The organism is Nonomuraea sp. LP-02, from assembly GCF_036289125.1.
GTDB classification, from domain to species: Bacteria; Actinomycetota; Actinomycetes; order Streptosporangiales; family Streptosporangiaceae; genus Nonomuraea; species Nonomuraea bangladeshensis.
On sequence record NZ_JAXCLK010000001.1, the window covers coordinates 4,132,764 to 4,146,038 of the forward strand.

Sequence of the window (13,275 nt, forward strand, 5' to 3'; positions counted from 1 at the left end):
CATGCGAGTTCTGCTGGTCGAGGACGATGACCGGCTGGCCGCCGCGCTGACGACGGCGCTCGCCCGGCACGGCCACCGGGTGACGCGGGCGGGTCTGGCCGTCGACGCCCTCCGCCTGGCGGGGGGCGTCGACTTCGTCCTGCTCGACCTGGGTCTGCCCGACATGGACGGCCTCGACGTGCTGCGCCGCCTGCGCCGGGTGTCGGCCGTGCCGCTGATCGTGGTGACCGCCCGCACCGAGGAGCGCGAGGTGCTGCGCGGCCTGCGCTCGGGGGCCGACGACTACCTGGTCAAGCCGTTCCGTACGGCGGAGCTGATGGCCCGCATGGAGGCGGTCGTGCGGCGCGGCACCCGCCCGCTGCCGCACCGCGACGACGTGGTGCACGTCGGCGACGTGCGCATCGACCTGGAGACGCGGCAGGTGACGGTGGCCGGGGAGGCGGTGACGCTGACCCGGCGGGAGTTCGACGTGCTGGCGCTGCTGGCCAGGGAGCCCGGCGTGGTGCGCAGCCGGGAGGAGATCCTCGACGAGGTGTGGGGCGATCCGCTGCTGTCGGCGTCGCGGTCGCTGGACGTGCACGTGGCGGGGCTGCGCGCCAAGACGGGCCGGCCGGGGCTGGTGGAGACCCTGCGGGGCACGGGCTACCGGCTGGGCTCCGCCTGATGAACGCGCGGCTGGTGGTCACGTTCACCGCTCTGATCGCGATCCTCATCGCGGCGCTGGCGGTGCCGCTCGGCTGGGCGTACGCCTCCCACCGGACCAACCGGCTGCTCCTCGACCGCCGCGCCGACGCCACCCGCTTCGCCGAGCTGGCCGACCAGGCGGCGCGCGAGGGCGACTACGCGGGCCTGGCCGAGGAGGTGCGCCGCTACGCCGACCTGTACGGTGCGGCGGTCCGCGTCCGCGACCGGGACGGCTCGGTCCGCTTCACCGCCGGCTCCTTCTCCGCCGACGACCGCGACGCCACCCGTCTGGCGCTGTCCGGCCGTACCACCGAGGACCTGCCGATGACGACGCCGTTCGGGCCGGCGTACGCGCTGCTGGCCGAGCCCGCCGGGCGGGACGCGCAGCTCTCGGGCGTGGTGCTGCTCCAGGCCCCGGCGGGCCGCGCCCGGCTGGACGTGTCGCTGGTGTGGGGCGCGCTGGCGCTCGGCGCGCTGGCCGCGCTCGGGCTCGGCGCGCTGGTGGCGCGGCGGCTGGCCCGCTGGATCCTGCGCCCGGTCACCGAGCTGGACCGCACCACCCGGGCCATCGCCCGGGGCCGGCTCGACGCGCGGGCGCATCCGGGGGCCGGGCCGTCGGAGCTGCGGCGGCTGGAGGAGCGCTTCAACGCGATGGCCGACGCCGTGGCAGGGGCGATGGAGCGGCAGCGGGCGTTCGTCGCCGACGCCTCGCACGAGCTGCGCACCCCGCTCACCGTGCTGGGGCTGCGGCTGGAGAACCTGGAGCCGCATCTGAAGGCCGAGGGCACGGCCGAGTACGCGGAGGCGATGGCCGAGCTGGACCGGCTGGCGCTGCTGGTGGAGGACCTGCTGACGCTGGCCAGGGTGGAGGCCGGAGCGGGCCTGGAACCCCGGCCGGTCCCGCTGGGGCCACGCCTCGCGGTCTGGCGTGAGGTGTACGCGGCCAAGGGGCTCGCCCTGGTGGCCCCCGAGCACGGCGAGGTGCCGGAGGCGGCGGCCAGGATCGCCGACATCGCGCTGGACAACGCGCAGAAGTTCGTCCCCGAGGGCGGGACCGTGACCGTCACCCTGGCCGACGGGGTGCTGCGGGTGGCCGACGACGGGCCGGGGCTGGGCGAGGAGGAGCGGTCCGAGGCGCTGGGGCGCTTCTGGCGGGCGGGCTCGCACGCGAACGTGCCGGGGAGCGGGCTCGGCCTGGCCATCGCCGCCGAGCTGGCCCGCGCCTGCGGCGGCGCCCTCCACCTCCTGCCCACCACCCCTCACGGCCTGACCGTGGAGCTCCGTCTCCCCTCATGACCTTCGTGTCGGATTCTGGGGCCGGTCTGCGCCGATCCGGGGAGCCGGCGGAGAGCGAAGACGCCGAGTGCCAGGTGGAGGACGGCGGCCACGACGGCGGCCACGTGCAGGCCGGTCACGAAGGCCGTCTTCGCCTCCGCGGCCGCCGCGGCCGCGAGATCGGGAAGCTGGAGGGTTTCGCCGAGGGTGGGCGCCAGGTCCGGCCCCTGAAGGCGGAAGACCAAGGCGGCGAGCGAGCCGAGGAGCGCGATGCCGAGGGCGTTGCCCAGCTCGTTGCTGGTCTCCGCGATCGCGCCCGCCGAGCCCGCTCGGGCCGCGGGGACGGCGCCGACGGCGGTGTCGGCGACGACGCTGAAGCAGATGCCGTAGCCGACGCCCGCGACGACCGTGGAGGCGACGTACCAGCCCGTCCCGCCCGTGACAGCCGTGGGCAGCAGGAGCAGCAGGCCGGCCGCGATGGAGAGGTGGCAGACGGCGAGGGCGGCGCGCTTCCCGACGCGCTCGACCACGAGAGGCGTGACGACGCAGCTGACGGTGAGGACCACGGCGCCGGGAAGCGCGAGAAGGGCCGCGCTCAGGACGGGCAGGCCGAGCACGGACTGCAGGTAGACGCCCGCCAGGTACGCGGTAGCCGACCATGCCGCCAGCGGCAGCAGCCCCGTGATGATCGCCACCGTGAAGACCCGGTCGCGGAAGAGCGAGAAGTCCACCAACGGGTGCCGGAGGCCGCGCTGCCTGCGGGCGAACCACGCCAGCAGCGCCAGTCCCGCGATCCCCGGCACGACCGCGACGACCGACGGACCTTCGGCGGCGGCGTGCTTGAGCGCGTAGATGACGAGCAGGAGACCGGCCGCGGAGCTCACGACGCTGAGCGCGTCGAGGCGGTCCGGGCGAGCCGCGGGGACCTCGCGCAACAGCGTCGGCGCGAGGAGCAGGAACAGGGCGACGACGGGAAGGTTGATCAGGAAGACCGAGCCCCACCAGAACCGTTCCAGCAGGATCCCGCCGACGACCGGGCCGATGGCGAACCCGGCCGCGAACGCCGCGGCGAAGATGCCGACGGCCTGCGCCCGCCGCCGCGGATCGGCGAACAGCTCGCTCAGCACCGCCAGGGCCGACGGCAGCAGCGTGGCGCCCGCCACCCCCATCAGCGCGCGGGCGGCGATCAGCAGCTCGGGGCCGGGCGCGAACGCCGCTCCCGCCGAGCCGATCCCGAACGCCGTCGCGCCGATGACGAGCAGCTTCAACCGGCCGTACCGGTCGCCGAGGTTGCCGAACGCGATCAGCAGGGAGCCGACGGCGAAGCCGTAGACGTCGAGGATCCACAGGGCCTGGTCGGCGGTCGGCGTGAGGTCCTGGCTGATCCGGGGCATCGCCAGGAAGAGGATGGACCCGTCCATGGAGACCAGCAGGACGGGCCCGAGGATCACCACCAGGCCGAGCCAGGCCCGCGGCCCCAGCGAGGTGTGCGCGTGCTGTCGAGACATGGCATCGACGGTCCGCCAGGAGGGGAGTCGGCAACCATCCCCCTGTCGTGGGTGCACTTGACAGGGACACCCTCCAGGGCGCCCGCTCAGCCTACGATCGACGGCGTGGAGACCCTTGGAGCCTTTCTGAAGAGCCGGCGTGACCAGGTGACACCGGCCGCGATCGGCCTGCGCACCTTCGGGACCGCCCGCCGGGTTCCCGGCCTGCGGCGCGAAGAGCTCGCCCAGCTCGCGGGGGTGAGCGTCGGCTACTACACGCGCCTGGAGCAGGGACACGCGGAAACCGCCTCCGAGCAGGTGCTCGACGCGCTGGCGCGGGTGCTGCGGCTCGACCCGGTCGAGACCGTCCACCTGCACAACCTCGCCAGGCAACCCGCGCGGCCCGGTCTCTCGGAACCGCCCCCGGAGGAGCCGCACCCGCGGGTCCTCGCGCTCCTGCGCGCTCTGGCGGACGCGACGCCGGCGATCGTGCTCGGCCGCCGGGGCGACGTGCTCGCCTGGAACCGCGCCGGTCACGCGCTCGTCGCCGAGCACCTCCCCTTCGACGCGCCGCGGGACCCGGCGCGCCGCCCGTCCGTCCCGCGGATGTTCTTCCTCGATCCGCTCACCCGCGACCTGCACCGCAACTGGGACGAGCTCGCCCGCGTCCACGTCGCCTACCTCCGGCTCACCGCGGGGCGATTCCCCACGGACGCGCGCCTGGCGGAGCTGATCGGCGAGCTCACGATGCGCAGCGACACGTTCGCGACGATGTGGGCGGCCGGCGAGGTCGCCGACTGCACCATGGGTGCCATGCGCCTGCGGCACCCCACCGTCGGCGCCGTGAGCGTCACCTACCAGGTCTGGCTCCAGCCCGACAGCCCGGACCACCGGCTGGAGATCTACACCCCGGACGACCCGGGCTCCGCCGACGCCCTGCGCATCCTGGCCCATCAGAGCCGGGCCCGGCTGGACACCGGCCTGGAAGGACCTCAGCTCAGCCCAGCTCCTCTCTCCTTCTCAGAAGGACTTCAGCCGTAGACCGAGCGGTAGTACCGGATCGCGCCCGGGTGCAGCGGCACCACGCCGGTGCCGATGGCGTACCGCGGGTCGAGCCGCCCGCCGGGCGCGGACGGCGCCTGGAGCCGGTCGCGGGCCCGGAACACCGTCTCGACCACCGTGTACGCCACGTCCTCCCCCAGCGAGGCCCGGCACATCAGGTAGCTGGGCGTCCCGATGGTGGCCACCGGCCCCGCCGCGCCGTACGCGCCGGCGGGGACGGTGCCGTGCTCGTACACGGGCCCGAACTCCCGCCGCAGCACCGTCACCATGGGGTCAAGCGGCACGAGCCGGATCCCGCCGGCCGCCTCCAGCGCGGGCGTCGGCACCCCGCCGGACCAGAAGAACGCGTCCACCTCCCCGGCCCGCAGCGCCGCGATGGACGCGTCCAGCTCCAGCCGGACGAGCTCGGGCGGGCGGGCGAGCCCGGCCGCGGCGAGCACGCGGGTGGCGGTCACCGCGGTGCCCGACCCCTCCGCCCCGATCGCGACCCTGCGCCCGGCGAGGCCGCCGACGGCGACGATCCCGGAGCCGGCGGGCACAACAAGGTGGACGTAGTTCATGTAGACGCGGCCGAGCGCCGCGACCGCCTGGTGGCGTACCCGGATCGCGTCGTCGGCGGTGTCGGCCAGCGCGAAGCCGACGTCGGCCCGCCCGTCGGCCATCATCGTCAGGTTCTGCACGCTGGCCGCGGTGGACAGCACCCGTACGCGGAGCCCGTCCCGCCGCAGCTCCCCGGCCAGGCGGTCGCCGAGCTGCCCGTACGCGCCGCCGGTCTGCCCCGTGACCAGCCGCAGCTCGGCCTCGGGCGGGCCGCCGCCCGAGCAGGCGGCCGCCACCAGGGGCAGCGCGAGCAGCGACCGGCGGGTAATGGACATGAACTCACGGTATCCGCCGGAGCAGAATGGACCTTGTGACCACCGCTCGCCTGCGCATCGCCCCAGAGCTGAGGATGTTCCTGCCCGTGAGCCGCCGCCAGGAGTGGCACGAGGTGACGCCGGACGGCACCTCCACCCTGGGCCATCACGTGGAGTCGACCGGCGTCCCGCTGACCGAGGTGGGCCAGCTCACCGTGGCCGGCCGTCCGGTGCCCTTCTCCTACCAGCTCGCGCCCGGGGACGTGGCGGAGGTCCCGCCCAAGCCCCGGCCCCAGCGCCTGCCCGACGACCCCCGTTTCCTGCTGGACGTGCACCTCGGCACGCTGGCCCGCCGCCTGCGCCTGCTCGGCGTCGACGCCGCCTACCACAACGACATGGACGACCCCTCGCTCGTGGCGCAGGCCAACGCGGAGCGCCGCGTGCTGCTCACCCAGGACCGCGGCCTGCTGCGCCGCCGCGCGCTGTGGCTCGGCGCGTACGTCCGCGGCTCCGACCCCGCCGACCAGCTGCACGACCTCCTCGACCGTTTCTCGCCGCCCCTGCGCCCGTGGTCGCGCTGCACGGCCTGCAACGGCGAGCTGGACCCGGTCGACAAGCAGGAGATCTCCCGGCAGCTGGAGTCGGGCACGAGACGCAGCTACGACGCCTACGGCCGCTGCCGCGACTGCGGCCAGGTCTACTGGCGCGGCGCCCACAGCGGCCGGCTGGAGGAGATCGTGCGCTCGGCCCTCGCCTGGACCGGCGGCACGACACCGGGTTGACGTTTCCGGTTGGCCGGAGCTCCAGCGGCCTGATAGGGAAGGGCGGTGGAGTTCCGCATCATGGGGCCGCTGGAGGTCCGGGACGCCGACGGCGCGGACCGCACCCCGGCCGTCCCCAAGCACCGGGATCTGCTGGCGATGTTCCTGCTCAACGCAGGGCGGCCGCTCACCGCTGAGCGGCTGCGGCGGCTGCTGTGGCCGCGCGAGGGCGGCGAGCGCTCCGACTCGCTGATCCGCGGCTACGTCGGGCAGCTCCGCAAGCTCATCGGCCAGGACACGATCGCGACCGTCTCCGGCGCGTACGTGCTGCACCTCGGCGACGGCCGGCTCGACGTGGACCGGTTCCGGCTGCTGGTGGGCGAGGGCGCGTACGAGGAGGCTCTGGGCCTGTGGCGCGGCGAGGCGCTGGAGGACCTGGACCCCGACGGCGAGCGGTGGGTGGAGACGCGGCGGCTGCGCGAGGAGCTGGAGGAGCTGCGGCTGCTGGCCCTGGAGCGGCGGCTCCAGGCCGACCTGGACGCCGGGCGGCACCGCGAGCTGCTGGCGGAGCTGCGTCAGCTCACCAAGCGGTATCCGCTGTGGCAGCGCTTCCGCGGCCAGTACATGCTGGCGCTCTACCGGAGCGGGCGTCGGGTGGACGCGCTGGCCGCGTACGCGGTGCTGCGCGACCGGCTCGACGGCGGGCACGCGATCGAGCCGGATCCCGAGCTGCAGCTCCTCTACCACCGCATGCTGCACGACGACGTGTCGCTGCACGTGTCGGCCGGCCCGCCGGTGCTGCTGCCGCCCGACGTGGCCGACTTCACGGGACGCGAGGACCTGCTGGGCGAGGTGGTCGGCGGGCTGGTCGTGGTCCACGGGCAGGCGGGGGCGGGCAAGTCGGCGCTGGCGGTGCACGCGGCCTGGCGGGCCCGCGAGCGTTTCGGCGACGGCATCCTGTACGCCGACCTGCGCGAGACCACGACCCCGGCCGCCGTCCTGGAGGACTTCCTGCGCTGGCTCGGCTGCCCCGCCCAGGCGATCCCGGCCGGGCTGGAGCAGCGCGAGCGATTGTTCCGCGCCTACACCGCCAACCGGCGGCTGCTCGTGCTGCTGGACAACGCCATCGGCGAGGCGCAGGTCCGGCCGCTGCTCAGCGCCTGCCCGACGGTGGTGACCAGCCGCTCACCGCTCGGCGGGCTGCCGGGCGCGCGGCGGCTGTCGGTGGGCGTCCTCGACGACGCGGCGGCGCTGGAGCTGCTGGCCAGGAGCTCGGGCCGGGCGGGGGACGACGGGTTGCGCGGCCTGGCCCGCTTCTGCGGCGGTCTGCCGATCGCGCTGCGCATCGCGGGCTCGCGCCTCGCGGCCCGTCCCGAGTGGACCGTCGGCTACCTGGTCCGCCTGCTGGAGGACGAGCACGAGCGGCTGGACCGGCTGCACGCCGGCGACCTGGCGGTGCGCAGCGTGTTCGCGATCGGGTTCGACGGGCTGCCGGAGGCGGCCAGGCGGACGCTGCGCGGCCTCGGCGCGCTGTCGGCCCCCGACTTCGCCGACTGGGTGACCGAGCTGCTGGGCGGCCAGGCCGAGGCGCTGGTGGACGCGGGGCTGCTGGAGACGCACGGCGTGGACGTGGCGGGCCAGGTCCGCTACCGGCTGCACGACCTGACCCGGCTGTTCGCCCGCGAGCGGCCGGTGCCGGAGGTGCTGCCGCGGCTCGCGGAGGTGGTGCTGGAGCGGGTCCGCGCCTCGCGCTTCTCGCTGGTGTCGGGCGATCCCGCGACGACCGTGGCGACCCGCGACATCCGGGAGTCGGTGGAGTGGCTGGCGGCCGAACGGGGCTTCCTGGTGAGCCTGGTGGCCGACCTGCACGCGGCCGGCCTGGACGAGCCGTGCTGGCGGCTGGCGCACCTGCTGGCGCCCTACCTGGAGCGGCAGCGCTTCCTGGACGACTGGCGAGCCGTGACCTCACTCGCGCTGGTGTCGGCACGGCGTTCCGGCGACGGCGAGGGGCTCGTCCTGCTGGACCTGGGCGATCTGCACCTGGCCGAGCGGGACTGGGCGCAGGCCGAGGAACGGCTGCTCGCGGCGCTGGCGAAGCTGGCGGGACAGCCCCGGGAGAGCGCCCGCGCCACCCGCAGGCTCGGCCGGGTGCACCTGGAGCTGGGCCGGCTGGAGGAGGCCGAGCGGACGCTGCTGGCCTGCCTGGCGCGGGCGGAGAACCAGCGCGACGCGGCCGACGCCGAGCAGGCCCTCGGCATGGTGCTGCGCCGCGCGGGACGCCTGGACGAGGCCGCCGACCGGCTGACCGCCGCCGTGGGCCGGCTGGCCGCGCTGGGCGACCGGCACCGGCAGGCCGACACGCTGCTGGAGCTGGCGGCGGCGCGGCTGGCGCAGGGGCGCAAGCCGGACGCCCGCGCCGCCGCCGAGCAGGCGAGAAGCCTCGCGGTACGCCTCGGCGACCGGCTGCTCGACGCCCACGCCCTGCTGGCCCTCGCCCGGGTGGGCCGGGCGGAGGGCGCGGCCGGGCGGGCGGGCGAGCTGGCCAGGGCGGCGCTGGAGATCTTCGACAGGACGGGCGAGCGCCGGGGCGCCGCGAACGCCCGCAGCCTGCTCGCCCTCCTCGGCGCCCCCGCCTGAGATCCCTACACCGCCAGCAGCCTGCGTACGTCGTCGCGCCGCAGCTCCTCGGCGTCCCCCGTCCTGACGACGTGCCCGGCGTCGAGGATGACGAACCGGTCGGCGAGCCGCAGCGCGATGTCCAGATACTGCTCGACGAGCAGCACCGCCAGCCCGGCGGCGTGCAGCCGCTCGATGGCCGCCTCGATCTCCAGGATGATCGACGGCTGGATGCCCTCGGTCGGCTCGTCCAGGATGAGCATCCGGGGGCGGGTGACCAGGGCGCGGGCCATCGCGAGCTGCTGCTGCTGACCGCCGGACAGGTGCCCGGCGCTCCGCCTGAGCATGGGCTTGAGCGCCGGGAACAGGTCCAGGGCCTCGTCCACGGCCTCCTTCGGCTGCTTGGCGGCCTCGACGGTGACCAGCAGGTTGCCGAGCACGGAGAGCTGGGGGAAGCACTGGTGGCCCTGGGGGACGTACCCCATGCCGAGCCTGACCCGCTCGTGCGGCTTCAGCCCGGTCACGTCGCGGCCGTCGAAGGCGACCGTGCCGGCCGTGGCGGGCAGCACGCCCATGACGGTGTTGAGCAGGGTCGTCTTGCCGACGCCGTTGCGGCCCATCACGCAGACGAGCCGGCCGGGCTCCACCTCCAGCGACACTCCGAACAGCACGCGCGCCCGTCCGTACCCCGACTCAAGTCCGTTCACCGACAGCAGCATCGCTCGGCCTCCTCCCGAGATAGACCTCCTGCACCCGCGGATCGGCGCTGACCTGCTCCACCGACCCCTCCACGAGCACCTTGCCCTCGTGCAGCACGGTCACGGTGGACGCGTGCCGCCTCAGGAACTCCATGTCGTGCTCGACCACGATCACCGTGTGGTCCGCGGCGATCTCGATGAGCAGCCGGCCGGTGCGCTCGCGTTCGTCGCCAGACATGCCGGCCACCGGCTCGTCCAGCAGCAGCAGCCTCGGCCGCTGCGCCAGCAGCATCCCGATCTCCAGCCACTGGCGCTGGCCGTGGGAGAGAACGCCCGCTGAACGTTCGGCGAGCTCTTCGAGCCCGGTCCTGGCCAGGGCCTCGGCGACGGCCTCGGAGACGCCGCGCCGCCGCCGGGCGAGCGACCAGAGCGGGCTGCGGAAGCCGGCCGCCAGGTCGAGGTTCTCCAGGACGGTCAGCTCCTCGAACACCACCGAGGTCTGGAACGTCCGGCCGACGCCGAGCCGGACGATCTGGTGCTCCTTGCGGCCCACCAGGTCGTGACCGGCGAAGCGCACGCTGCCGGCCACCGGCCGGGTCAGCCCGGTGATCACGTCGATCAGCGTGGTCTTGCCCGCGCCGTTCGGCCCGATGAGGAAGCGCAGCTCCCCCTCCGGGACCGTCAGGTCCACGCCGTCGAGCGCCCGGTAGCCGTCGAACTCCACCCGCACGTCACGCAGTTCGAGCACGGCGCACCCTCCCGAGAAGCCCGGCGATCCCCTTGGGGGCCAGGGTCATGACCAGGATGAACAGCGCGCCCTGCAGGTAGAGCCAGCCGTCGGCGAACTGCTCGCTGAAGGCGGTCTTGGCGTAGCCCATGACGACCGCGCCCAGCACGGCCCCCGCCAGGGCGTGCCGACCGCCGACCGCCACCGCGACCACCAGCTCCAGCGACGGCACGACGCCGAGCAGCGCCGGCGAGATGATGCCGACGACCGGCACGAACAGCGCGCCCGCCAGCCCGGCCATGCCGGCCGAGATCGCGAAGGTGACGGTCTTGACGAGGGCCGGGTCGTAGCCGAGGAAGCGCACCCGGTCCTCGCCGTCGCGCACCGCCACCAGCAGCCGGCCGAAGCGGCTGTTCACGAGCTGCCGGGTCGCCAGGTAGAGGACGCCGAGCACGCCGGCCGTCACCAGGTAGAGCCCGCGCTGCGTGGAGTCCTCGGCGAGGTCCTGGCCGAACAGTTCGAAGAAGTTCGTCATGCCGTTGGTGCCGCCGGTCAGCCCCTGCTGGCCGACCAGCAGGATGACCAGGGCGGCGGCCAGCGCCTGGGTGAGGATCGCGAAGTACGCCCCGCGCACCCGCTGCCGGAACACCAGCGTGCCGAGGACCACCGCGAGCGCCATCGGCCCGAGCACGGCCATCCCGAGCGCGAGGACCGGGCTGGCGAACGGCGCCCACAGCGCCGGCAGCTCCTCCACGCCGCTCCACACCATGAAGTCCGGCAGCCCGCCGGGACCGGCCTCGGTGAGCTTGAGGTACATCGCCATCGCGTAGCCGCCGAGCCCGAAGAAGACGCCCTGCCCGAGGGTGAGCATGCCGCCCTTGCCCCACGCCAGCCCGATGCCGAGCGCGACGATCGCGTAGCACAGGTACTTCGCCAGCAGGCCCAGCCGGAACGGCTCCAGCAGCAGCGGCGCGGCGACCAGCGCCACCACGGCGACGGCGGCGAACGGCAGGTTCCGCCGGATCAGCTCCCTCATGTGAGCACCCGCGATCTGAGGACGAACATCCCCTGCGGGCGCACCTGGAGGAACGCGATGATCACGGCGAACACGATCACCTTCGCCAGCGAGGCGTCCGACCAGAACTCGGCGTAGGAGTTGAGCAGGCCGAGCCCGGCCGCCGCGAGCACCGCCCCGCGCAGCTGCCCGAGCCCGCCCGCGACCACCACGAGGAAGGCGTCCACGATGTAGTACGTGCCGAGCCCCGGCCCGACCGGCCCGATGAGGGTGAGCGCCACCCCGGCCACGCCGGCCAGCCCGGAGCCGACGAAGAACGTCAGCATGTCCACCCGTCCGGTGTCGATCCCGCTGGTCGCGGCGAGCCGCCGGTTCTGCACCACCGCCTGCGTACGCCGGCCGAGCGCGGTGCGGTTGAGGTAGACCCAGACCGCGACCACGCCGGCGACGGCCAGCGCCATGATGAACAGCCGGTTGTAGGGCAGGATGCCGACGCCCCCGGCCAGCCAGGAGGGCGCGGGCACCTGCACGTTCGGCGCGCCGAACAGGTCGCGGGCGAGCTGCTGCAGCACCAGGCTGACGCCCCAGGTGAGCAGCAGCGTGTCCAGCGGGCGGCCGTAGAAGTGGCGGACGGCCGCGCGTTCCAGGACCAGCCCCATGGCCCCGGCGACGAGGAACGCCGCCGGGAGCGCGAGCACGAGGTCGCCGATGAGGAACGCGGTGTACGCGCCCGCCATGATGAACTCCCCGTGCGCCATGTTGATCACGCCCATCTGGCCGAACGTGAACGTCAGCCCGAGCGCGACGAGCAGCAGCACCGCCCCGATGGACAGCCCGATGGGAAGCTGGTTGACGAAGGCCGTCATCAGGAGGCCGCCAGCCCGGCCGCCCAGGGGTAGGCCTTCAGGTACGGGTCCGGCTTGATCGGCTCGCCGGAGTCCCACACCTGCTTGATCAGCCCGTCGGGCTGGATGATGCCGATGCGGGCGGTCTTGTACATGTGCTGGTTCTCGCCGTCGATGGTGACCTTGCCCTCGGGGCGGTCCAGTGAGATGCCGGGCGCGGCCTTCCTCACCGCCTCGACCTCGGTGGTGCCGGCCTTCTTGACGGCCTCGGCCCACAGGTAGACGGCGTTGTAGCCGGCCTCCATGGGGTCGGAGGTGACCTTGTTCGCGCCGTACTTGGCCTTGTACGCCTTGACAAACGCCTCGTTGGCCGGGGTCTCGGTGGTCTGGTAGTAGTTCCAGGCGACCGGGTGGCCGGCGATGTTGTCCACGCCGATGCCGGTGACCTCCTCCTCGGCGACGCTGACCGACAGCACGGGCATCGCCTCGGCGGTGACGCCGGCGCTCTTGAGCTGCTTGAAGAAGGCGACGTTGCTGTCGCCGTTGAGGGTGTTGAACACCGCGTCCGGCTTGGCCTGGACGACCTTGTTGACGAGGGTCGAGTACTCGGTGTGGCCGAGCGGCGTGTACTCCTCGCCGAGGACCTCCATGCCGTTGGCAGCCGCGTACGCCTTGATGATCTTGTTGGCGGTGCGCGGGAAGACGTAGTCGCTGCCGACCAGGAAGACCTTCTTCTTGCCCTGCTCCTTCAGGTAGTCGAGGCCGGGGATGATCTGCTGGTTGGTGGTGGCGCCGGTGTAGAAGATGTACGGCGAGCTCTCCAGGCCCTCGTACTGCACCGGATACCACAGCAGCGCCTTGTAGCGCTCGAAGACCGGGAGCATGGCCTTGCGGCTGGCGGAGGTCCAGCCGCCGAAGACGGTGGCGACCTTGTCCTGCCTGATGAGCTTGGTGGCCTTCTCGGCGAAGGTCGGCCAGTCGGAGGCGCCGTCCTCGGCCACGGGGACGAGCTTCTTGCCGAGCACCCCGCCTGCCCGGTTGATCTCGTCGATGGCCAGCAGCTCGGCGTCGCGTACGGTGACCTCGCTGATCGCCATCGTGCCGCTGAGCGAGTGGAGGAGGCCGACCTTGATCTCCTGGGCCTCGGCGGCCGGCTGGGCATCGGACCCGCAGGCCGCTAGGGCTAAGACGAGGACTACTGAGACAATCGGGCGGGAGATGCGCACGGCGGTTCCTTCCTGCCGACCGGTT

Annotated in this window: 12 protein-coding genes; 5 read left to right on the forward strand and 7 right to left on the reverse strand. The window is 73.9% G+C overall.

What is annotated here, in order from left to right; all coding sequences use genetic code 11:
* Position 1: 1 nt before the first annotated feature.
* Together SMD20_RS19120 and SMD20_RS19125 are read left to right on the forward strand one after the other, a co-directional pair.
* The gene (locus tag SMD20_RS19120) at positions 2-664 is read left to right on the forward strand and encodes a response regulator transcription factor (protein ID WP_329582793.1); all 663 of its coding nucleotides are present in this window, start codon (positions 2-4) and stop codon (positions 662-664) included.
* Positions 664-1,980: a sensor histidine kinase gene (locus SMD20_RS19125; protein WP_329582795.1), complete on the forward strand. Its 1,317-nt coding sequence runs from the start codon at positions 664-666 to the stop codon at positions 1,978-1,980. The genes SMD20_RS19120 and SMD20_RS19125 overlap by 1 nt, the downstream gene beginning before the upstream one ends.
* On the opposite strand, the gene SMD20_RS19130 is transcribed toward SMD20_RS19125, so the two are convergent.
* Entirely contained in the window at positions 1,944-3,467 is a 1,524-nt protein-coding gene (locus SMD20_RS19130) for an MFS transporter (RefSeq protein ID WP_329582797.1), read from the reverse strand. The genes SMD20_RS19125 and SMD20_RS19130 overlap by 37 nt on opposite strands.
* Before the next feature lie 105 nt (positions 3,468-3,572).
* Here SMD20_RS19130 and SMD20_RS19135 point away from each other — a divergent pair, with 105 nt between their 5' ends.
* Positions 3,573-4,487 carry a helix-turn-helix domain-containing protein gene (locus SMD20_RS19135; RefSeq protein ID WP_329582800.1) on the forward strand — a complete coding sequence of 305 codons (915 nt, stop codon included), beginning with the start codon at positions 3,573-3,575 and terminating at the stop codon, positions 4,485-4,487.
* On the opposite strand, the gene SMD20_RS19140 is transcribed toward SMD20_RS19135, so the two are convergent.
* A complete protein-coding gene (locus SMD20_RS19140; RefSeq protein ID WP_329582803.1) occupies positions 4,478-5,383 on the reverse strand; it encodes a TAXI family TRAP transporter solute-binding subunit in 906 nt (301 codons plus the stop codon). The genes SMD20_RS19135 and SMD20_RS19140 overlap by 10 nt on opposite strands.
* Before the next feature lie 26 nt (positions 5,384-5,409).
* Here SMD20_RS19140 and SMD20_RS19145 point away from each other — a divergent pair, with 26 nt between their 5' ends.
* On the forward strand, positions 5,410-6,144 hold the full coding sequence (locus SMD20_RS19145) for a Mut7-C RNAse domain-containing protein (protein WP_329582806.1): 735 nt from the start codon (positions 5,410-5,412) through the stop codon (positions 6,142-6,144).
* Between the two features lie 45 nt (positions 6,145-6,189).
* Positions 6,190-8,760 (forward strand): AfsR/SARP family transcriptional regulator, encoded by a 2,571-nt coding sequence (locus SMD20_RS19150; RefSeq protein ID WP_329582808.1) that lies wholly within the window; start codon positions 6,190-6,192, stop codon positions 8,758-8,760.
* Positions 8,761-8,765: 5 nt separating this feature from the next.
* On the opposite strand, the gene urtE is transcribed toward SMD20_RS19150, so the two are convergent.
* The 5 genes from urtE to urtA are packed head-to-tail and all read right to left on the reverse strand — an operon-like array spanning position 8,766 to position 13,250.
* Positions 8,766-9,458 (reverse strand): urea ABC transporter ATP-binding subunit UrtE, encoded by a 693-nt coding sequence (urtE, locus tag SMD20_RS19155; protein WP_329582811.1) that lies wholly within the window; start codon positions 9,456-9,458, stop codon positions 8,766-8,768.
* Entirely contained in the window at positions 9,433-10,185 is a 753-nt protein-coding gene (urtD, locus tag SMD20_RS19160) for an urea ABC transporter ATP-binding protein UrtD (RefSeq protein ID WP_329582814.1), read from the reverse strand. Before urtD ends, urtE begins: the two co-directional genes overlap by 26 nt.
* Positions 10,169-11,200 (reverse strand): urea ABC transporter permease subunit UrtC, encoded by a 1,032-nt coding sequence (gene urtC / locus SMD20_RS19165; RefSeq protein WP_329582817.1) that lies wholly within the window; start codon positions 11,198-11,200, stop codon positions 10,169-10,171. The genes urtD and urtC overlap by 17 nt, the downstream gene beginning before the upstream one ends.
* Positions 11,197-12,045 (reverse strand): urea ABC transporter permease subunit UrtB, encoded by an 849-nt coding sequence (gene urtB, locus SMD20_RS19170; protein WP_329582820.1) that lies wholly within the window; start codon positions 12,043-12,045, stop codon positions 11,197-11,199. The genes urtC and urtB overlap by 4 nt, the downstream gene beginning before the upstream one ends.
* A complete protein-coding gene (gene urtA, locus SMD20_RS19175; protein WP_329582822.1) occupies positions 12,045-13,250 on the reverse strand; it encodes an urea ABC transporter substrate-binding protein in 1,206 nt (401 codons plus the stop codon). Before urtA ends, urtB begins: the two co-directional genes overlap by 1 nt.
* Positions 13,251-13,275 lie beyond the last annotated feature (25 nt).